Source organism: Pseudomonas sp. PB101 (genome assembly GCF_009764265.1).
In the GTDB taxonomy this organism is placed as follows: Bacteria; Pseudomonadota; Gammaproteobacteria; order Pseudomonadales; family Pseudomonadaceae; genus Aquipseudomonas.
In genome coordinates this window covers 13,581-34,667 of record NZ_RWIR01000032.1, presented here as the reverse complement: position 1 = coordinate 34,667, position 21,087 = coordinate 13,581, and the positions used below count along the sequence as shown (strand labels likewise).

General features: G+C 58.8%; 18 protein-coding genes. 8 read left to right on the top strand and 10 right to left on the bottom strand.

Going from position 1 to position 21,087, the window contains the following annotated elements; genetic code table 11:
* Nucleotides 1-44: 44 nt before the first annotated feature.
* The gene (locus EI969_RS10275; RefSeq protein ID WP_160387564.1) at nucleotides 45-1,166 is read right to left on the bottom strand and encodes a sugar diacid recognition domain-containing protein; all 1,122 of its coding nucleotides are present in this window, start codon (nucleotides 1,164-1,166) and stop codon (nucleotides 45-47) included.
* A 170-nt stretch (nucleotides 1,167-1,336) separates the two neighbouring features.
* On the opposite strand from EI969_RS10275, the gene EI969_RS10270 reads away from it, so the two are divergent.
* From EI969_RS10270 to rarD, 3 genes are all read left to right on the top strand, one after another.
* Nucleotides 1,337-2,647 (top strand): MFS transporter, encoded by a 1,311-nt coding sequence (locus EI969_RS10270; RefSeq protein WP_160387562.1) that lies wholly within the window; start codon nucleotides 1,337-1,339, stop codon nucleotides 2,645-2,647.
* 207 nt (nucleotides 2,648-2,854) lie between these two features.
* Nucleotides 2,855-3,868 (top strand): aldo/keto reductase, encoded by a 1,014-nt coding sequence (locus EI969_RS10265; RefSeq protein WP_160387560.1) that lies wholly within the window; start codon nucleotides 2,855-2,857, stop codon nucleotides 3,866-3,868.
* Between the two features lie 135 nt (nucleotides 3,869-4,003).
* A complete protein-coding gene (gene rarD / locus EI969_RS10260; protein WP_160387558.1) occupies nucleotides 4,004-4,885 on the top strand; it encodes an EamA family transporter RarD in 882 nt (293 codons plus the stop codon).
* Between the two features lie 126 nt (nucleotides 4,886-5,011).
* Here the strand turns inward: rarD and hppD are convergent, their stop codons facing one another.
* Both hppD and EI969_RS10250 read right to left on the bottom strand, forming a co-directional pair.
* Nucleotides 5,012-6,088 (bottom strand): 4-hydroxyphenylpyruvate dioxygenase, encoded by a 1,077-nt coding sequence (gene hppD / locus EI969_RS10255; RefSeq protein ID WP_160387556.1) that lies wholly within the window; start codon nucleotides 6,086-6,088, stop codon nucleotides 5,012-5,014.
* A 250-nt stretch (nucleotides 6,089-6,338) separates the two neighbouring features.
* Complete coding sequence (locus tag EI969_RS10250; RefSeq protein ID WP_160387554.1) at nucleotides 6,339-7,283, bottom strand: DMT family transporter; 945 nt, start codon at nucleotides 7,281-7,283, stop codon at nucleotides 6,339-6,341.
* 78 nt (nucleotides 7,284-7,361) lie between these two features.
* On the opposite strand from EI969_RS10250, the gene EI969_RS10245 reads away from it, so the two are divergent.
* The 3 genes from EI969_RS10245 (at nucleotide 7,362) to EI969_RS10235 (ending at nucleotide 10,479) form a co-directional block, all read left to right on the top strand.
* Nucleotides 7,362-8,234: a LysR family transcriptional regulator gene (locus EI969_RS10245; protein ID WP_160387552.1), complete on the top strand. Its 873-nt coding sequence runs from the start codon at nucleotides 7,362-7,364 to the stop codon at nucleotides 8,232-8,234.
* Nucleotides 8,235-8,347: 113 nt separating this feature from the next.
* Nucleotides 8,348-9,880, top strand: coding sequence for an EAL domain-containing protein (locus EI969_RS10240; protein WP_160387550.1), 1,533 nt, complete (start codon nucleotides 8,348-8,350; stop codon nucleotides 9,878-9,880).
* Nucleotides 9,881-10,113: 233 nt separating this feature from the next.
* Nucleotides 10,114-10,479: a histone-like nucleoid-structuring protein, MvaT/MvaU family gene (locus EI969_RS10235; protein WP_008051761.1), complete on the top strand. Its 366-nt coding sequence runs from the start codon at nucleotides 10,114-10,116 to the stop codon at nucleotides 10,477-10,479.
* A 123-nt stretch (nucleotides 10,480-10,602) separates the two neighbouring features.
* On the opposite strand, the gene EI969_RS10230 is transcribed toward EI969_RS10235, so the two are convergent.
* On the bottom strand, nucleotides 10,603-11,121 hold the full coding sequence (locus EI969_RS10230; RefSeq protein ID WP_160387548.1) for a DUF4946 domain-containing protein: 519 nt from the start codon (nucleotides 11,119-11,121) through the stop codon (nucleotides 10,603-10,605).
* Nucleotides 11,122-11,265: 144 nt separating this feature from the next.
* Here EI969_RS10230 and gloA point away from each other — a divergent pair, with 144 nt between their 5' ends.
* A complete protein-coding gene (gloA, locus tag EI969_RS10225; protein ID WP_160387547.1) occupies nucleotides 11,266-11,787 on the top strand; it encodes a lactoylglutathione lyase in 522 nt (173 codons plus the stop codon).
* 192 nt (nucleotides 11,788-11,979) lie between these two features.
* Here gloA and ahpF read toward each other — a convergent pair whose 3' ends face one another.
* The 3 genes from ahpF to EI969_RS10210 all read right to left on the bottom strand — a co-directional run bounded on the left by ahpF (nucleotide 11,980) and on the right by EI969_RS10210 (nucleotide 15,310).
* Nucleotides 11,980-13,542: an alkyl hydroperoxide reductase subunit F gene (gene ahpF / locus EI969_RS10220; protein ID WP_160387545.1), complete on the bottom strand. Its 1,563-nt coding sequence runs from the start codon at nucleotides 13,540-13,542 to the stop codon at nucleotides 11,980-11,982.
* Between the two features lie 127 nt (nucleotides 13,543-13,669).
* Nucleotides 13,670-14,233 carry an alkyl hydroperoxide reductase subunit C gene (ahpC, locus tag EI969_RS10215; RefSeq protein WP_007975937.1) on the bottom strand — a complete coding sequence of 188 codons (564 nt, stop codon included), beginning with the start codon at nucleotides 14,231-14,233 and terminating at the stop codon, nucleotides 13,670-13,672.
* A gap of 138 nt (nucleotides 14,234-14,371) precedes the next feature.
* The gene (locus tag EI969_RS10210; protein WP_160387543.1) at nucleotides 14,372-15,310 is read right to left on the bottom strand and encodes a site-specific integrase; all 939 of its coding nucleotides are present in this window, start codon (nucleotides 15,308-15,310) and stop codon (nucleotides 14,372-14,374) included.
* A gap of 178 nt (nucleotides 15,311-15,488) precedes the next feature.
* On the opposite strand from EI969_RS10210, the gene EI969_RS10205 reads away from it, so the two are divergent.
* Nucleotides 15,489-16,499 (top strand): DNA-binding protein, encoded by a 1,011-nt coding sequence (locus tag EI969_RS10205; protein WP_160387541.1) that lies wholly within the window; start codon nucleotides 15,489-15,491, stop codon nucleotides 16,497-16,499.
* On the opposite strand, the gene gorA is transcribed toward EI969_RS10205, so the two are convergent.
* The 3 genes from gorA to galU all read right to left on the bottom strand — a co-directional run bounded on the left by gorA (nucleotide 16,496) and on the right by galU (nucleotide 20,906).
* Nucleotides 16,496-17,854, bottom strand: a complete 1,359-nt coding sequence (gorA, locus tag EI969_RS10200; protein WP_160387539.1) for a glutathione-disulfide reductase — start codon at nucleotides 17,852-17,854, stop codon at nucleotides 16,496-16,498. The genes EI969_RS10205 and gorA overlap by 4 nt on opposite strands.
* Nucleotides 17,855-17,961: 107 nt before the next feature.
* Nucleotides 17,962-19,422 (bottom strand): MFS transporter, encoded by a 1,461-nt coding sequence (locus tag EI969_RS10195; protein ID WP_256678293.1) that lies wholly within the window; start codon nucleotides 19,420-19,422, stop codon nucleotides 17,962-17,964.
* Between the two features lie 644 nt (nucleotides 19,423-20,066).
* Nucleotides 20,067-20,906: a UTP--glucose-1-phosphate uridylyltransferase GalU gene (gene galU / locus EI969_RS10190; protein WP_007975949.1), complete on the bottom strand. Its 840-nt coding sequence runs from the start codon at nucleotides 20,904-20,906 to the stop codon at nucleotides 20,067-20,069.
* Nucleotides 20,907-21,087: the final 181 nt, after the last annotated feature.

Below are 21,087 nucleotides of genomic sequence, written 5' to 3'. Positions count from 1 at the left end.
TGGCGATGGCGCCATTAAGATCGCCATCGCCAGCAAGCCGGCTCCTACAGTGCATCATTCGGTTCGGGCAGCAGTTGCACGCCCAGGTACAGCGCCAGCATGCCGTCCAGCCGCAGCGGATCAACCCCGCTCAGTTCGGCAATCCGCTCCATGCGATAACGCAGGCTGTTGCGATGAATGCCCAGTGCATCGGCGCAGGCCTGGCTCTGGCCGCCGTGTTCGCACCAGCTGCGCAGGGTCGCCAGCAACTGGCCGTTGCCGTCCTTGGCAATGACCTTGCGCAGCGGGCTGAGCAATTCGTCGAGGGCGTCGTCGTTGCGGTGGCGCCACAGCATCACCGGCAGCCGATAGCGGTTCAGCGTCAGCAATCGCGAGCGCGGCAACACCTCGCGCCCGTAGGCCAGCAAGTCACCGACCCGGCGATAGCAACGACGCAAGCCCGAAAGCCCATCAGCCTGCCCACCCACGGCAATCCGCAAGATGTTCCAGCCAAGGCCATCGAGCTTGTCCAGCAAGCGCTCGTTCTCGACCGACTGGCTGGCTGGCCGGCACCAGAGCAATGAGGTCTTGGCCGAACTCACACACCAACTGTCGGGGTGCCGGGTGGTCAACCAGGCACTCAGAGCCTCGACGGTTTGCCCCGGTGCGTGCTCCAGGCCCAGTTCGAACAAATACGGCACCCGCGTCATTTGTGGCTTGAGGCCCAACTGCTGCGCTTCATCGACCAGTCGCGGAGAGTCCCCGGCTTCGCTGAGCAGCAGCGCCAGCAAGTCGTCGCAGCGCTGGCGCCGCCATTGCTGTTCGGCCTGCTGGTTGCGCTGGCCCACCAGCATCTCGGCGGTCATGCGCACCAGTTCGGCATAGGTGCGCAGTTGTTCGGGTTCACCGGTGATGCCGAGTACGCCGATCAGACGCTGGTCGAGCATCAGCGGCAGGTTGATGCCCGGCTGCACGCCCTTTAGATGCATCGCCGTCTGCGCGTCGATCTCGACAACGCGACCGTTGGCCAGCACCAGTTGCGCCCCTTCATGGCGGGTGTTGACCCGCTCCGGCTCGCCGCTACCGAGGATCAGGCCCTGGCTGTCCATGACGTTGACGTTGTACGGCAAAATGGCCATTGCCCGGTCGACGATGTCCTGGGCCAGGTCGTGATCGAGTTCGAACATGCAGTGATCCTTGAAGACGGTGATGGAACGGGTTGTTCACCCGCACAGGCCTTTGCTTGCAAACCCTGTGCTCAGGCACAAAGACAGCCACCCTGAGGGTGGTCGAGACTCTTCGGGCGATCAACGTTACCCTTTGCATCGCAAAAAATCATAATAAAGAGAGAGCCGCCATGACACAGAGCGCCGTAGCGTCCGAGGCCATCGCTGACGACAAAAACGCCGTCTACAAGCGCATTACCCTGCGCTTGATCCCCTTCATCTTCATCTGCTACCTGTTCAACTACCTCGACCGGGTAAACGTCGGCTTCGCCAAACTGCAGATGCTCGACGCGCTGAAGTTCAGCGAAACGGTGTACGGCCTCGGTGCCGGCATCTTCTTCATCGGCTACGTGCTGTGCGGCGTGCCAAGCAACCTGGCCCTGACTCGATTCGGCCCAAGGCGCTGGATCGCGCTGATGATGATCACCTGGGGCACGCTGTCGACCTGCCTGCTGTTCGTCACCACACCGACCGAGTTCTATACCCTGCGCCTGTTCACCGGCGCGGCCGAAGCCGGGTTCTTCCCGGGTGTGGTGCTGTATCTCTCGCAGTGGTTTCCGACCTTCCGCCGCGGCCGCATCATGGCGTTGTTCATGTCGGCGATCCCGGTGTCCGGCCTGCTCGGCAGCCCGTTCTCCGGCTGGATTCTCAATCACTTCGCCGCAGGCCAGGGCGGTCTCGCGGGCTGGCAGTGGATGTTCCTCCTGCAAGGCATTCCGACCGTGATCCTCGGCGCGCTGGCTTACTTCCTGCTCAGCGACAGCTACGCCAACGCCAAGTGGCTGACCCCGTTCGAGCGCTCGGTGCTGGAAGCCGACCACGCCGAGGACCTGGCCAATAAACCGAAGACCTCTACCGACTCACTGCTGGCGGTGTTCAAGAACCCGGCGATCTGGGCCTTCGGACTGATCTACTTCTGCATCCAGAGTGGCGTCTACGCGATCAACTTCTGGCTGCCATCGATCATCAAGAACCTGGGTTTCAGCGATAATCTGGTGATCGGCTGGCTCAGTGCGATTCCGTACCTGCTGGCCGCGGTGTTCATGCTGATCGTCGGCCGCTCGGCGGACCTGCGCAAAGAGCGCCGCTGGCATTTGGTGGTGCCGATGCTGATGGGCGCGCTGGGGCTGCTGATCGCGGTGAACTTCGCCGCCAACCCGGCCATCGCGATTCTTGGTTTGACCATCGCCACCATGGGCGCCCTCACCGGCCTGCCGATGTTCTGGCCGGTGCCGACCGCATTGCTCAGTGCCGGGGCCGCCGCCGGTGGCCTGGCGTTGATCAACTCGATGGGACAGATGGCCGGTTTCCTCAGCCCGTACCTGGTGGGTTGGGTCAAGGACAGCACGGGTTCGACCGATGCCGCGCTGTATATGCTGGCGGGCGTGATTGTCTGCGGCAGCCTGCTGGCGTTGCGCATGACCCGTACGCTGCGCGCCTGACCAGCACCTGATCACTGTAGGAGCGAGCCTGCTCGCGATGGACGTCAACGATAACGCGTTTATCCTGGATAAACGTGGTGTCCTGAAGTTCTTCGCGAGCAGGCTCGCTCCTACAGTTTGGTTCGAGTGTGTTTGAGATTTGCGTTTGCTCCCGGTCACGATTCTGGTATCTGATTGAGCCTTTCCCTCTGGCAAAAGGATTTCCTCATGAGCTACCGCACGCTGGGTCATTCGGGTCTGCAGGTGTCCACCCTGACCCTGGGCACCATGATGTTCGGCGAACAGACCAGCACCGAAGACTCCCTGCGCATCATCGACAAGGCATGGGACCAGGGCGTCAATTTCATCGACACCGCCGACGTCTACACCCATGGCCGGTCCGAAGAGATCGTCGGCGAGGCCATCGCCAGCCGCCGTCATGAGTGGGTGCTCGCCACCAAGGTCGGCTTCGGCCCCGTGGACGGCGTGCCCAACCGCAGCGGCTTGAACCGCAAGCACCTGTTCAATGGCATCGAGGCCAGCCTGACGCGCCTGGGCACCGACTACCTCGACATCTATTACCTGCACCGCGAAGACCACAACACGCCGCTGGAGGTGACGGTGTCGGCCATCGGCGACCTGATCCGCCAGGGCAAAGTCCGCTATTGGGGCCTGTCGAACTACCGTGGCTGGCGCATTGCCGAAGTCATCCGTGTGGCCGACAGACTGGGCGTTGACCGCCCGGTGATCAGCCAGCCGCTGTACAACATCGTCAACCGCCAGGCTGAAACCGAGCAGATCACGGCCGCGCACAGCTACGGCCTCGGCGTGGTGCCCTACAGCCCGCTGGCGCGCGGGGTGCTCAGCGGCAAATATGCGCCGGATGTGAAACCGGACGCCGACAGCCGTGCCGGACGCCAGGACAAACGCATCCTGGAAACCGAATGGCGCGTCGAGTCCCTGCGTATCGCCGGGCAAATCCAGCAATACACCCGGGAGCGCGGCGTCGGCATCGTCGAGTTCGCGATTGCCTGGGTGCTGAACAACAGCGCCGTCACCTCGGCCATTGTCGGGCCGCGTACCGAAGCGCAATGGGACGCCTACACTAAGGCGCAAGCGGTGAAGATCACGGCCGAGGACGAGGCGTTCATCGATTCGCTGGTGACACCGGGGCATGCGTCGACACCGGGGTTCAATGATGTGAGCCATTTCGTGTCGGGGCGTACACCGCGCGGTATCTGAATGAACACATGATCCATTGTGGGAGCGAGCCTGCTCGCTCCCACAGTTGGCCGGTGTTGATTGATTGGTCAATATTCGGCGCCAAAACCACGTATCCTGCGCGCCCCGTTTCACCTTCAACCTCGCGAGGACAGCTTGTCTAAAGGTATCGCTCTATCGGTTTCAGCCTCGGTGCTGTTTGCCGTCATGTATTACTACACATCGCTGCTCACGCCCTTGAGCGGCGTGGAAATCTTCGGTTGGCGCATGCTGCTGACCGTCCCGTGCATGACCGTGTTCATGGTGGTGTCCGGCGAATGGAAGCGCGTGCTGGAGATCGTTCGGCGCGCCATTGCCAATCCGAAACTGATCGGCGCGCTGATCGCCTCCTCCGCCCTGCTCGCCGTGCAATTGTGGCTGTTCATGTGGGCACCGCTGAACGGTTACAGCCTGGACGTGTCCCTCGGTTACTTCCTGTTGCCGCTAACCATGGTGTTGACCGGGCGGATCGCTTATGGCGAACGCTTGTCCTATCTGCAAAAAATCGCCGTGGTGTTCGCCTGCCTGGGCGTGATCAACGAGGTGTATCAGGTCGGTGGTTTTTCCTGGGCGACCTTGCTGGTCTGCATGGGTTACCCGACCTACTTCGTCGTTCGCAAACGGCTGGCAACGGACAATCTCGGTGGCTTGTGGCTGGACATGGCATTGACGCTGCCGGTCGCGGTCTGGTTCGTCCAGAGCGGCGCGCAAGGTTTCGGCGTGTTTGACCAGCATCCATGGTTGTCGCTGTTGATCCCGCTGCTCGGCGTGATCAGCGCGTCGGCGCTGGTGGTCTACATCATTGCCAGCCGCCTGCTGCCGTTCAGCCTGTTCGGCTTGTTGAGCTACGTCGAACCGGTGCTGCTGCTGGGCGTGGCGTTGTTGCTTGGGGAGAGCATCAAGGCCGGTGAGTGGCTGACGTACATTCCGATCTGGATGGCGGTGCTGGTGCTGGTGTTCGAAGGGTTCAAGCATCTGATGCGGCAGCGCAGGCCTTAAGCACACGCAAAAACAAATGTGGGAGTGAGCCTGCTCGCGAAGGCGTCGTATCAGCCAACTTTTATAGTGACTGATACACCGCTTTCGCGAGCAGGCTCGCTCCCACAGCGTTATCGGTGTAACGGCTTAGTCGGTAGAGAGAACACCACGACGCACCTGGTCACGCTCGATGGATTCGAACAGTGCCTTGAAGTTGCCTTCGCCGAAACCATCGTCACCCTTGCGCTGGATGAATTCGAAGAACACCGGCCCCATCAGGGTTTCCGAGAAGATCTGCAGCAGCAGACGCTTGTCGCCCGACTCGGACGAACCGTCCAGCAGAATGCCCCGTGCCTGCAGTTCGCCCACTGGCTCGCCGTGGTTCGGCAAACGGCCTTCGAGCATTTCGTAGTAGGTCTCCGGCGGCGCGGTCATGAAGCGCATGCCGATGCCTTTCAGGTGATCCCAGGTCTTGAGCAGGTCATCGGACAGGAAAGCAACGTGCTGGATGCCCTCGCCGTTGAACTGCATCAGGAACTCTTCGATCTGCCCGGCACCCTTGGACGACTCTTCGTTCAACGGAATGCGGATCATGCCATCGGGTGCGGTCATGGCCTTGGAGGTCAGGCCGGTGTACTCACCCTTGATGTCGAAGTAGCGGATTTCGCGGAAGTTGAACAGCTTCTCGTAGAAGTTGGCCCAGTAGGCCATGCGACCGCGATACACGTTGTGAGTCAGGTGATCGATGATCTTCAGGCCGGCACCGACCGGATGACGGTCAACGCCTTCAATGAACACGAAGTCGATGTCATAGATCGAGCTGCCTTCACCGAAACGGTCGATCAGGTACAGCGGCGCACCGCCGATGCCTTTGATCGCCGGCAGATTCAGTTCCATCGGGCCGGTTTCAATGTGGATCGGCTGGGCGCCGAGTTCCAGGGCACGCTTGTAGGCCTTCTGCGAATCCTTGACGCGAAACGCCATGCCGCACACCGACGGGCCGTGCTCGGCCGCGAAGTACGAGGCCACGCTGTTGGGCTCGTTGTTGAGGATCAGGTTGATCGCGCCCTGGCGATACAGGTGCACGTTCTTGGAACGGTGGCTCGCCACCTTGGTGAAGCCCATGATCTCGAAGATCGGCTCCAGGGTGTTCGGGGTCGGCGATGCGAGCTCGATGAATTCAAAGCCCATCAGGCCCATCGGGTTTTCGTATAGATCTGCCATGGTTGGCGCCTCATCATGCTGTTAGAAATTAACGAATGTCAGTTGCTAGCAATGCTGAGACCGGTGGGCGGCGCACAGGAGATGCCCCGCACGCTGCGGGCGAGAAAGTCACCGTAGATCAGTTGAAACCCGAATATCTTCATTTTGACCCAAGGCTCTTGCGGGCGAGTCTTCTGCTGCCAGAAGACGATTATTATTGTATGCGTAACTTGATTCTACACAGCGTAAATCAGTTTGTCCGCCTTCTGTATCAAATCCCCTTTTTCCCTGCCCGCGCAAGGGGTTTGTTGCAGAGGAAAATCCCCGTCAGTATCAACCCGCCGCCCAGGCACATGGCCAATGTCAGCGGCTCGTCCAGCAGCAGCGCACCCAGGATGACCGCCGTCAGCGGGTTCAGGGCAATGAACACCCCGGAACGCGTAGGGCCGATCTTGCGGATGCCGTCGTAGTAGCCAATGTACGCCAGCGCCGACCCCAGCACGCCCAGGTATAAAAGGCTCAACCATTGCGGCGCACCCAGGTGGGCGATCGCCGCGACACTCACCTCACCCCGCACGATGCAGGTCATCCAGAGCATGGCGGTGCCCAGCAGAATCGAATACGTCACCGTTTGCACCGGCCCCAGGGCCTGGTTCAGCTCCCGGGAGCACATCGAGTAGACACCCCAGCCGAGAACACAGCCAAAAATCAGCAGGTCGCCGAGCCAGGTATCGGCACCACCGGCCAGCACTTGCGGGTCACGACTGACGATCACCATGCTGGCGCCCGCCATGCAGATCGCGATGCCGACGACTTTCGCCCGGTTCAAGCGCTCCTTGAACAGCAGCCAGGAGGCCAGCCCGATCACGGCCGGATTCAGTGCCACGATCAAGGATGCCCGTGAAGCATTGATGTAGTGCAGCCCATAAAAGAAGCACAGGTTGTAGAAAAAGATCCCGAAAAAGCCAAGCAACGACAGTTGCAGCCATTGCCGGGCATTCGGCCGAACCAGTGGTGTGCGCAGCGCGCGTACGAGCAGCAGCAACGCCACGCTGGCCAATAGGAACCGCAGGCTGGCAGCCAGTAGCGGGCTGAGGCTGTCGGCCAGATAACGTCCGGCAACAAAGGTGCCGCCCCATACCATCGTGACCGCCGCCAGCTTCATGTACACCGGAAGATCCGATGGTTTTGACAGGGATTGCTCGCAGATCGTCATAAGATTCCAGGACCGGATGTCGGGAAGATGACGTATCATTCGAGTAATACCCAGTCATCGTAAAATGAGTAAACACTCATGACTCTCACTCAACTGGAGATCTTCTCCCTGGTGGCCGAACTCCACGGCTTCACCGCTGCGGCCAATCGCCTGGGTATTTCCCAATCGGCGGTGTCCCATGCCTTGAAGTCGCTGGAGTTGGAATTGGGGGTCGAGTTGTTGCGCCGGCATCAATCCCAGGTCGAGTTGAGCGACATTGGCCAGCAGTTGCTGCTGCGCGCCCGGGCAATGCTCGGCCTGGCCAACACCCTGCGCCAGGAAGCGGCGGATGCGCGGGGCATGAAACGCGGCACACTGCGTATCGGCTCCTTCGGCCCGACGTCATCGATCAAATTGTTGCCGTTGATTTTGCAGCACTACCGCGCCGCCCATCCCGGCATCGAGGTGCATGTCGACGAAGGCCCCGACCGCCAGGTGCTCCAGTGGCTGGAGGAACGACGGATCGACATCGGTTTTGTGGTGTTGCCCGAGGAACGCTTCGACACGGTCGCGCTGATCGAGGACCAGATGGTCGCGTTGCTGCCCGCCGGCCACCCGCTGGCGGTTTTTGACAACGTGAGCCTGAAGGACCTCTGTGACTTCCCGTTTGTCCTTACCGAGGCCGGTTCTTCGGAACTGGTTTCACGCCTGTTCACTGCGGCCCGACTGACCCCCAACATCCGTTATCGCTGCTCGCAGTTGATCAGCACCCTGGATGTCGTCGCTCGGGGCGACGGGGTGACGGTGGTTGCCGAAGGTTCATTGCCCGATCAGATTGACCGCCGCTGTGTGAAAAAACCGCTGTCGCCGGCGGTGTTGCGCCAGGTCGGCCTGGCGGTGCTCGACCGACGCCAGGCATCACCCGCGACGCTGGCCTTTATCAAGCTGGCACAAAGCCTTGACTTGCATTGAGCGGCATAACCGCCAACGGCCAACTATCATGGCCCATACCCGAACTCTTCATGGGAGGCGTTTTTGCCCTGCCATCATTTGAGAGCCTTACTACTTCGTGACAGGATTCGCGAATGCCACTGAAAGCCAAAACCCGCAGTCGCAGAAAAAGAATTGCGGTCACCCTGATCAGTGGCTTGCTCCCGGTGCTGCTGGGGGCCGCCATTCTCTACGTGCAAGCAGGGCGCGCGCTCAAGCAAGACACCGAACAGATCGCCGAAGAAGCGGTTCGCCAGTTCGACCTGATGCTCGACAACACCGCCCAGGCCGCCCGTGAATTGCTGCCGCTGGCGGGCCAAAGTTGCAGTGACGTCAAACTGGCGCTGCGCGAACAGGTCACCCGCCGCCCCTTCGTGCGCTCCACCAATCTGGTGTGGGACAACAACCTCTATTGCAGCTCTCTGTTCGGCGACTACCAGGAGACGGTCAACCCCGGCGACTACACCCACGGCGTGTTATGGCTCATGAGCGGCAATCCGGTAACGCCCAACACCGCCTTGCTGGTGTACCGCCTGAGCGAAGGAAAAAAAGGCGCGCTGACGACCCTCGATGGTTATCACTTGAGCAATATCCTGCGCCTGATCGGCCGCAAGACCTTGCTGTTGCTGCAAGTTGGCCCAGACTGGTTGTCCGCCGACGGCAAGTTTCATACCGGCGCTGCGCCTGAGTTGCCCGTTGCGCAAAGTCGCTTGACCTCCGGGCATTATGCTTTCGCCGTGGAAGCGGGTTTCCCCAAAGGCGAAACCTGGCGATACATGAGCAGCGAATATCCGCCGCTGTTCAGCCTGCTGATTTTCTTCGGCGTGCTTGCCGGGGCAATCGGTCACTTCCTGCAAAAGCGCGCATCGTCACCCTCCCATGAAATGCAGCGCGCCCTGGAAGCTAAAGAGTTCATTCCGTATTTCCAGCCCGTGGTGCATGGCGACAGCAAAAGCTGGTGCGGCGCTGAAGTGCTGATGCGCTGGAAACATCCAAGGGAAGGCCTGGTACGTCCGGATCTGTTCATTCCGTTTGCCGAGCACTCCGGCCTGATCGTACCGATGACCCGCTCGCTGATGAGACAAACCGCTGCCCTGCTCGCACCGAAATCGGCCAGCTTCAACAAACCGTTTCATATTGGCATCAACATCACCGCCAGCCATTGCCAGGACCTGGAACTGGTCAAGGATTGTCGCGAGTTTCTAGATGCGTTCGAGCCGGGCTCGATCCATCTGGTACTGGAACTGACCGAACGTGAACTGATCGAGCCCACGGCCATCACCCTGCAACTGTTCGAGCAACTTCGCGAACTGGGCGTGAAAATCGCCATCGACGACTTCGGCACGGGCCACTCAAGCCTTGGCTACCTGCGGCAGTTCAATGTCGATTTCCTGAAAATCGACCAGAGCTTTGTCGCCATGATCGGCGTCGATACTCTCACTAGCCACCTCCTCGACAGCATCATCGAACTGGCGGTCAAACTCGATCTTGCCCTCGTGGCCGAAGGTGTCGAAACCCGTGAGCAGAGTGATTACCTGAGCGCTCACCAGGTCAACTTCCTGCAAGGTTACCTGTACGGCAAACCCATGCCGGCCGCAGAATTCATTAGTGCATTAAGCGACCATTAACTGGCGAATTTAATCGATAAAACAACGAGTACAGGCACCAATTTGAATCAAAACACTACTGACGTTACATGAAGAAAAAGACAGGATTTACTCTTGGCCAATTAACTACTACAATTTTTCATGCCTGCGCTAAATTGGCAGGTGAGCCATTATCACCGAGTCGCTTCAAGGCTCTTGGCTTATAGCTTTGTTTGCGGTTGGTATCAGCCAAACACACTATTGGAGTAAAGATATTGTCCAGACTCGCTGAATTTCGTGCAGCCGAAAAGGCCCTTCAAGAACAGCTCAAGCAGTTGGAATCGCTGAAGAATGATGCCGGGCTCAAGAAAGAAATCGAATTCGAAGAGAAGCTCCAGGGTTTGATGAAAACCTACGGCAAGAGTCTGCGCGACATCATCGCCATTCTCGATCCAAACCCGGCAAAATCCGGCCTGCTGCAGGCAGCCGCACCTAAAACCCGCCGCGCCCGTGTGGTCAAGGTTTATCAGAACCCGCACACCGGCGAGCTGATTGAAACCAAGGGCGGCAATCACCGCGGCCTGAAAGCCTGGAAAGAACAGTACGGTGCAGCCACCGTTGATTCCTGGCTGCGCGGCTAACTCTCGCGGCAACAAAAAAGCCCTGCTTATGCAGGGCTTTTTCATGGGTTATCCAATTACTTTGTGCTTAATCCATTTGGATATCTAAAATTTTCTTCATGCATCAAAAAGCACTGTCGCCAACTAAAGTTTCAAGCTGTTACGGGCCGCGTCTATTTCATCCTGGCTCGCCTTATAAGCCTCGGCCTGCCCCGCGTAGGAAAGTACATAGGCCTTATCGGCATCCACCGCGGCGACCAATGTTTGAGAAAGCACATGCCTGCCATTTTGCGTGATGGTGCAGGTAGTTTCCAGCGCAGCCAATCGACTCAGGGTAGTCGCATGAATTCGCGTGCAGACACTTTGATAGCCTCCCTGAAAGAAGTCCTTTTGCACCGACTTGCGCATTTCCAGCAATACGCCTTCGAGGTTTACCTGATGATCGCCTTGAACCGGGCTCATGGTCAGTTCCATCACCATGAGCGGCGTTCCGCCCTGATCAATTTTCACCGCCCGCTGGCGACTGACCCCCGGCGCTGACTCGGGTACGGCTTCGACCTGCCAGCCTTGCGGCCAGGTCACCACCGGTGCATCGGCACAAGCAGCGCCGGCCAGCGAAAACACACTGGCCAGAATAAACAGCAATCTATCGAGTCGAATCATTGCAATGGGCACTCACGGATCAGGCCGTAAAGTCTGGGCCCAGGCCGGCTGTCAGGCAATAGCCGACTGTTTGGGTTTGGTGATGTCCGAACCCTTGCGTATCATTGTCGCCATTCGTTAGCCCACATATTTCCCGGAGGGCCCATGAGCCTGCACGAATTGAACACCTTCCCCGGCGTCACCGCCCAACCGGACGCCGCTACGCAGAAGTTTGTCTTCAACCACACCATGCTGCGGGTCAAGGACATCACCAAGTCCCTGGACTTCTACACGCGCATCCTGGGTTTCACCCTGGTGGAAAAACGCGACTTCCCGGAAGCCGAGTTCAGCCTGTATTTCCTGGCGCTGGTCGACAAGCACCAGATCCCGGCCGATGCCGCTGCGCGCACCGAGTGGATGAAGTCGATCCCCGGCATTCTTGAACTGACCCATAACCATGGCACCGAGAACGACGCGGATTTCGCCTACCACAATGGCAACACCGACCCGCGCGGTTTCGGCCACATCTGCATTTCGGTGCCGGACATCGTCGCCGCCTGCGAGCGCTTTGAAGCACTGGGCTGCGATTTCCAGAAACGCCTGAGCGATGGCCGCATGAAGAGCCTGGCGTTCATCAAGGATCCGGATGCCTACTGGGTCGAGATCATTCAGCCCGCTCCACTCTAAAATCCGCTGCAGGCCCACTGTAGGAGCGAGCGTGCTCGCGATGGTCGTCAACGTTAACGCGGGTTGGCAGGTGCCCCGCGGTGTTCTCGGGTTTATCGCGAGCAAGCTCGCTCCTACAAAGGCGCATCTGTACGGCAGACACAAAAAAACCCCATGATCAATCATGGGGTTTTGTGTTTTCAGCGCCGGGGTTTATGCCGGGGCGGACGTGCGGATCAAGTGATCGAACGCGCTGAGAGAAGCCTTGGCGCCCTCGCCCACCGCGATCACGATCTGCTTGTACGGCACGGTGGTCACGTCGCCGGCGGCGAATACGCCCGGTACCGACGTTTCGCCGCGAGCGTCGACGATGATCTCGCCACGGGGTGACAGCTCGATGGTGCCTTTGAGCCAATCGGTGTTGGGCAACAGACCGATCTGCACAAAGATCCCTTCCAGTTCCACGCTGCGCAACTCGTCAGTCTGACGATCCTTGTAGCGCAGGCCGTTGACCTTCTGCCCATCGCCGGTGACTTCAGTGGTTTGCGCACTGGTGATCACGGTGACGTTCGGCAGACTGTGCAACTTGCGCTGCAATACCGCATCGGCACGCAACTGCACATCGAACTCCAGCAGCGTGACATGGGACACGATACCGGCCAGGTCGATGGCCGCTTCGACACCGGAGTTGCCGCCACCAATCACCGCCACACGTTTGCCCTTGAACAGCGGTCCATCGCAGTGCGGGCAGTACGCAACGCCTTTGTTGCGGTATTGCTGCTCACCCGGCACGTTCATTTCACGCCAGCGTGCGCCGGTTGCGAGGATCACGGTTTTAGCCTTGAGCTTCGCGCCGCTGGCGAAGTGGACTTCGTGCAACTCACCTGCTTTGCCAGTGATCAACTTGTCTGCGCGTTGCAGGTTCATGATGTCCACGTCGTACTGCTTGACGTGCTCTTCCAGGGCCACGGCCAGTTTCGGCCCTTCGGTTTCCTGCACCGAAATGAAGTTCTCGATCGCCATGGTGTCCAGTACCTGCCCACCAAAACGCTCGGCCGCCACGCCGGTGCGAATGCCTTTGCGGGCCGCGTAGATAGCCGCCGCTGCACCCGCCGGGCCACCGCCGACCACCAGCACGTCAAAGGCTTCCTTGGCGCTGATCTTCTCGGCCTGGCGCTCGATGCCGCTGGTGTCGATCCTGGCGAGGATTTCTTCCAGGCCCATGCGGCCCTGGCCGAAGTTCACGCCGTTGAGGTAGATGCTTGGCACGGCCATGACCTGACGCTCGTCGACTTCGGCCTGGAACAGCGCGCCGTCGATGGCGACATGACGGACATTCGGGTTCAGCACCGCCATCAGGTTCAGCGCCTGGACCACGTCCGGGCAGTTCTGGCACGACAACGAGAAGTAAGTCTCGAAGCTGAACTCGCCTTTGAGCGAGCGGATCTGCTCGATCACTTCCGCACTGGCTTTCGAAGGGTGGCCGCCGACTTGCAGCAGGGCCAGCACCAATGAAGTGAATTCGTGCCCCATCGGGATGCCGGCGAAGCGCAGGCTGATATCGGCTCCCGGGCGATTGATCGAGAACGACGGCTTGCGTGCATCATCGCCGTTGTCGAGCAAAGTAATCTGGGCGGAAAGACTGGCAACGTCTTTCAGCAGTTCGAGCATTTCCTGGGATTTCGCACCGTCGTCGAGGGAGGCAACGATCTCGATCGGCTGGGTGACCCGTTCCAGGTACGATTTCAACTGGGCTTTAAGATTGGTGTCCAACATACGGGCGATTTCCTTGAATTCTTGAGACAAAAAAACGCCCGAGCGAATCTCGCCCGGGCGTTTTTATTGGGCGATGCAGCTTGCTTAGAAGGTGCGCAAGTGCGCCCCGATGAAGCGCGTCACAGACTTAGATCTTGCCGACCAGGTCCAGGGACGGAGCCAGAGTGGCCTCGCCTTCCTTCCACTTGGCTGGGCAGACCTGACCCGGGTGAGCAGCGACGTACTGAGCGGCCTTGATCTTGCGCAGCAGCTCGGAAGCGTCACGGCCTACACCGCCGTCGTTGAGTTCAACGATCTTGATCTGGCCTTCAGGGTTGATCACGAAGGTGCCACGGTCAGCCAGGCCAGCTTCTTCGATCAGCACGTCGAAGTTGCGGGAGATGGCGTGGGTCGGGTCGCCGATCATGGTGTACTGGATCTTGCCGATGGCTGGCGAGGTGTTGTGCCAGGCAGCGTGGGCAAAGTGGGTATCGGTGGAAACGCTGTATATCTCGACGCCCAGCTTCTGGAATGCGTCGTAGTTGTCGGCCAGGTCTTCCAGCTCGGTCGGGCAGACGAAGGTGAAGTCGGCCGGGTAGAAGAACACGACAGACCACTTGCCCTTCAGGTCAGCGTCCGAGACTTTTACGAAGTCGCCATTTTTGAATGCGTCAGCTTTGAACGGTTTAACTTGGCTGTTGATGATAGGCATCGTTGACTCTCCGTCAGGGGTTAAGAAGTTGATGGAGAGAACTTTACCGACTCGACGAACGGAAGGCTCATTGGCAAACCTGATGCTGCTGATTGGCTTTCGCTATTAGCCAGCTGTATTAATAGAAGAAAACGGTATCTAGGATTCCACCGGCCTTTGCGTGATGCGCGCCATGCCGAGGAACGGACTGGCCTCGATGTAACGCATGGCCGACTTCATGTCCTTCCAGCCCACATAGCTCATCAGCGACTTCAAATCCCAGCCACTCTGATGCGCCCAGCTCGCAAACCCACGACGCAAGGAATGACTGGTATAGAGCTCGGCGGCTATACCGGCGCGCTCCAAGGCCTGACGCAATAAAGGAATCACGCTATTGGCGTGCAACCCCTCCTCGCCCAGATGCCCCCAGCGGTCGACGGCACGGAACACCGGTCCGCGCACCAGTGCCGCCTCGGAAATCCAGTCGATGTAAGCCTGCACCGGACACAAGCGTTGCAACGCCGGGGTTTGATACGTCTTGCCGAGGTTGTCGCGATCACTTTTGCTGCGTGGCAAATAGAGACTGATGCCGGAACCGGCGCTGGCCTGCACATGCTCAACCTGCAGCCGGCACAGCTCATCACTGCGAAAGCCACGCCAGAAGCCCAGCAGGATCAACGCCATGTCGCGCCTGGCCCGCAGCAAACCCGGCCGGTCGCCTTCGGCCCTGGCGGTTTGCACCTCCAGCTCCAGACAACTGACTACCTGCTCCAGATGTTGCAGCTGCAAGGGTTCCGCCTGTTTCTCCCGGGCCGGATGCAGCGCGCGAATGCCCTTGAACACCTTGCGCACCACCGGCGCCTTGGTCGGATCGGCAAAACCCTGGCTGTTGTGCCACTGCGCCAATGCCGACAAACGCAGTTTCAGCGTGTTGATCGACAACACCCCGGCATGGGCCACCAGATAGCGCGCCACGCTGTCGCTGGTGGCCGGCAGAAAACCGCCCCATGTCACCTCAAAGTGTTCGATGGCCGCGCGATAGCTGCGACGGGTGTTGTCGCGCGTCGCAGCTTGCAGGTAACGATCCAGCTCGGTCATGGGGTCAGCTCTTGAATTCATACCGCTTTGACGGGTCAAAAAGCGGTATTCGGTGTATCACACGGGGTAATACCAGTATATCCCGTGTCAGACACACTCAACATTTAACTTTTTCGATTGAATGGTACAATGTGTATTTACGTGGTACGTACCACATCAACAGAACCCGGGAGATCTCATGGCACGCGGCGGTGTAAATAAAGCGGTGGTGCAAGCCGCCCGATTGGCGATCCTCGCTCGCGGCGAAAACCCCAGCATCGATGCCGTACGGATCGAGATGGGCAATACCGGTTCGAAAACCACGATTCATCGCTATCTCAAAGAGCTGGATGACAAGGTCGAACCGGTCGAGGCACCGACGGAGCCGATCGACGACGAACTGATGGCGCTGGTGGCGCGGCTCGCGCAAAGACTCAAGGAGCAAGCGCAGGAACCTATCGAACAGGCGCGCACGCAGTACGAGGAACAGCGCAAAACCCTGGAAAACCAGCTCGATGAAGCCCAAGAGGCCAACAGCGAACTGCACGAGCAATACGAATTCCAGAGCCTGGCGCTGACTCAGGAGTCCGAGGCCCTGCAAGAAACCCACGCCATGCTGCAAACGGAGCAAACCCGCAACGCCGGGTTGAACCAGGCGCTGGCGGATTTCGAATTGCGCTTGAAAGACAAGGACGAGCAGATCCGCTCCCTTGAAGAAAAACACCTGCACACTCGCGATGCGCTGGAGCACTACCGCAATGCGGTCAAGGAACAGCGCGAACAGGAAATCAGTCGCCATGAAGGCCAGGTGCAACAACTGCAGATGGAACTGCGCCAGGCACAACAAAGCGCGCTGGTCCGCCAGGATGAAGTCACCCAGCTGCACCGCGACAACGAACGCTTGCTGACCGAAAACCGCGGCACGCTGCGTGAGCTGAGCCTGCTGCAAGAGCAGCTCAAGCAAAGCAATAGCCGCCAGGATCAGTTGCTGGAACAGGCCACCCGCGTCGACAGCGAACGCACCCTCCTCCAGGAACGCCTGCGCGTCGCCCTGCTGGAAAGCCAGGCACTCAAACAGAACGTCGATGAGCAGTCGCAGCTCAACAAGTCACTGGAAATTGAATTGGCCAAGACCCGCACGGATCTGGAAGACCGCGTGCGTCTGGCCGCGACCATGACGGCAGCGGCAGACGCAGCGAAGGACGATTAACCGGCGACCGGCGTACGCATGGTGACAAACTCTTCGGCGGCCGTCGGGTGCACGCCGATGGTTTCGTCGAAGTGCCGCTTGGTGGCGCCGGCCTTCAAGGCAATCGCGAGGCCCTGGACGATTTCACCGGCGTCCGGGCCGACCATGTGGCAACCCAAGACCTTCTCGGTTTTGGCGTCCACCACCAGCTTCATCAGCGTGCGCTCCTGGCATTCAGTCAGGGTCAGCTTCATCGGCCGGAACCGGCTTTCGAAGATCTCCACCTCGTGGCCGGCTTCGCGGGCCTCTTCCTCGGTCAAACCGACGGTGCCGATGTTTGGCAGGCTGAACACCGCCGTCGGGATCATCTTGTAGTCCACCGGACGATACTGCTCCGGCTTGAACAGGCGTCGTGCCACCGCCATGCCTTCAGCCAGGGCAACCGGGGTCAGTTGAACGCGGCCGATCACATCGCCCAGCGCGAGGATCGACGGCTCGGCGGTCTGATACAGCTCATCGACCTCGACAAAACCTTTCTTGTCGAGTTTGACCCCGGTGTTTTCCAGCCCGAGGTTGTCCAGCATCGGACGACGCCCCGTGGCATAAAACACGCAATCGGCTTCCAGTTGGCGACCATCCTTGAGCGTGACTTTGAGGCTGCCATCGGCCTGCTTGTCGATGCGCTCGATGTCCGCGTTGAACTGCAGGTCCATGCCACGCTTGGTCAACTCTTCCTGCAAGTGTTTGCGCACCGAACCGTCAAAGCCACGCAGGAATAGCTCGCCGCGATACAGCAGCGTGGTCTGTGCGCCCAGGCCATGGAAGATCCCGGCAAATTCGACGGCAATGTAGCCACCGCCCACCACCAATACCCGCTTGGGCAGCTCTTTAAGGAAGAACGCCTGGTTGGAACTGATGGCATGCTCGTGCCCCGGGATTTCCGGAATCTGCGGCCAGCCGCCGGTGGCGATGAGAATATTTTTGGCGGTATGGCGCTCACCATTGATCTCGATCGTATGTGGATCGACGATGCTGGCGTGGCCTTCATGCAAAGTCACGCCACTGTTGACCAGAAGGTTGCGATAAATGCCATTGAGGCGATTGATCTCGCGGTCCTTGTTGGCGATCAGCGTCGCCCAGTCGAACTGCGCCTCATCCAGGCTCCAGCCAAAACCGGAGGCCTGCTCGAAGTCCTCGGCAAAATGCGCACCGTAGACCAGCAATTTTTTCGGCACGCAGCCGACGTTCACACAGGTGCCGCCCAGGTAGCGGCTCTCGGCCACCGCCACTTTCGCACCGAAACCGGCGGCAAACCGCGCAGCCCGCACACCGCCGGAACCGGCACCAATCACATAAAGGTCAAAATCGTAGGCCATTTTCAATCTCCTCGGCAGGCCAACAGCATACCCGCGGACGGCCGCTGAGCAAGCATTGTGCTGAAATGCTCGGGGCTAGCGATGTGCCGCCCAATGTCCGTTTTCGATCAGTGCCCCTCCGCGGATTGCGTTTTCGGTGTCCGCAGAGTGCGCCAGGCAATCAAAATCGCCATGAGTGCCAAGCCGAACGTCACCCACGAAACCAAACCGATTCCACCTTCGAATGCCTTTCCCGCCTGCGCCATCAATTCCCTTGCCTGGTCACCCGACAAGTCTGCCGCCACATGATAGGCGCCAGACAGCGTCTCACTCGCCAGCATCATCTGCACTTCGCTCAGGAACCCCGGAAGCTGCAATGCACCGCGATAGTAGGCGGTGACGACACCGCCGAGCACTGTCGTCCCCAAAACCACACCCACTTCATAGGCCGTTTCGCTAATGGCAGACGCGACGCCCGCCTTTGCCGGTGGTGCGGCTGACAAAATCACATCATTGGACACCGTCGCGATCGCGCCCACGCCAATGTTCAGCAAGGCAAAAGCCACCACTAGAACGGTCAGGCTACTGCCCATGCTGGCGACCAGCAAAAACGCCGCTCCAGCAAACGCCATCAAAATCGGTATCAGCACATGCACCTGTAATCGCTGTGCGACAGGCACGACCGCCATCCCCACTACAATCGCCATGACCTGACCAGGAATCAACGCGAGACTAGCGCTCAAGGGCGACATCTGAAGAACGATCTGCAGGAACTGAGTGGTAAAAAATACGAAGCCGACGAGGAACGCGAGGCTCATCAAGTTGATCGCGACAGAGCCGCTAAAGGTGCCACTGCGGAACAAAGTCAGGTCCATCAGCGGCACTGGCAGACGTAACTGTCGACGCACAAACATCCAGCCCGCAACTGCGCCTACTGCGAACGCTGTCAGTGTCATCCAGTCGATACCATTACTGGCGCTGTGTTTAATGCCATAAACGATGGCACCAAGGGCAACCATCGATTGCAGGATGCTAAGCGGATCCAACGGCCCTGAAGCATCTGGCTCGGATTCGGGCAACAACAGTGGCCCCAATACCAGCAGTGGTACCAACACAGGCACCGCCAACAGGAAAATCGACCCCCAACTGAAGAATTCCAGCAACACCCCGCCCACCAAAGGACCGAGTGCCGAGCCGACCGTCAAAGTCGTTGCCCAGATCGCGACTGCCAGTCTGCGTTCTTCTCGGTCATCGAACACCGAACGTATCAACGCCAGCGTTGAGGGCATCAGCATTGCACCGAAAACCCCCATACAAGCTCGCCCAGCAATCAGTTGCGCACCGGTATCGGAATACGCCGTCAGCACCGAAATAATGGCAAATCCCAAAGACCCGGCCAGCAACAACTTACGATGACCGATTCGATCTCCCAGACTACCCATCGACACCAGCAATCCCGCCAAGACCAGCGAATAAGCATCGATCATCCACAACTGCTGGCTAGCGCTCGGACGCAGCGCTTCGGCGATCTTGGGCAACGCGAATCCAAGCACTGTATTGTCAATTGTTACCAGCAGTACAGGCAGCATCAGCACACTTAGGCCTAACCAACGTTTTGATCTGCGTTGCGTCTCACATCCTGTTAACGCCATCTACGAAATTCCTTTTACTCATATAAAACCAAGGCAGTTTCCTTGCCCCGAGAGTCGATTTCTACGCACATTTCGGGCTTATATTTTTGGGGATTTCACTGGCTTGGAGGTCACTTCATTTTCGACTCGGACGCGGTCTTTTGTAGGAGCTGGCTTGTCGGGTCGCCGCATCGCAGCGATGGTCGTCAACGATAATGCGCATGAACTGGATAAACGCGGCGCACTTGAGTCCATCGCCAGCAAGCCGGCTCCTACAGGTATTGCGTTACCCGTGTTTCCCGGGGTTGCGTGAAGAACCAGATATTTGGCCAGTAAAGCAACGCGCCTACTGACCATCATATTTAATACAAACCTTACCAGGACGCCGCAAACTCATTTTTCAACTGTAACCAGACAATCAGGATTTTCTCTCGAAAACTCTGGCGATGGATGTCAGGCAATACTTACGCTTCGTTAGTTTGAGCGGGTTCAGCCCGCACAAAAGCAAACGCCCCGAACAAGTCGGGGCGTTTGCCTGGACCTTCATCAGCGTGTTTTCACACAGTCTGCGAAGGTGGATTTCTACAACAGATCGCCGGCTATCAGTAAGCCTTGCCCGTCTTGTAGAAGTTCTCGAAGCAGAAGTTGGTCGCGTCGATGTAGCCTTCGGCACCACCGCAGTCGAAACGCTTGCCCTTGAACTTGTAGGCAATCACGCAACCGTCCTGCGCCTGTTTCATCAGGGCGTCAGTGATCTGGATCTCGCCGCCTTTACCTGGCTCGGTTTGTTCGATCAGGCTGAAGATGTCCGGGGTCATGATGTAACGACCGATGATCGCCAGGTTCGACGGGGCATCTTCCGGTTTTGGCTTCTCGACCATGTTGCGCACGCGGTACAGGTCGTCTCCGATCAGGTCGCCGGCAATTACGCCGTACTTGCTGGTTTCTTGCGGGTCGACTTCCATGATCGCGACGATGGTGCAGCGATACTGCTTGTACAGCTTGACCATCTGCTTGAGTACGCCGTCACCTTCCAGGTTGACGCACAGGTCATCCGCCAACACCACGGCGAACGGTTCGTCGCCGATCAGCGGACGACCAGTCAGGATCGCGTGACCCAGACCTTTCATTTCAGTCTGGCGAGTGTAGGAGAACGAGCACTCGTCCAGCAGGCGACGGATGCCGACCAGGTATTTTTCCTTGTCGGTGCCCTTGATCTGGTTTTCCAGCTCGTAGCTGATGTCGAAATGGTCTTCCAGGGCGCGCTTGCCGCGACCGGTGACGATGGAGATTTCGTTCAAGCCGGCATCCAGTGCTTCTTCGACGCCGTACTGGATCAGTGGCTTGTTCACCACCGGCAGCATTTCTTTGGGCATGGCTTTAGTCGCTGGCAGGAAGCGAGTACCGTAACCGGCTGCTGGGAACAAGCATTTCTTGATCATATAAGTCCTTGAAAGGGCTGTGTGTACGAGTTTCGGCGCAGTCTAATCAGGCGGCGTGCACCTTACAATGCCCCGCGCTGGCTAACCGATGTCAACATAGAGAAATATTCTTGCCGATAGTTCCCTGCGTACGTGCGCAGGTCACTTCGCAACCTGTTAGGCATAGCAGAAACCTGCGTAA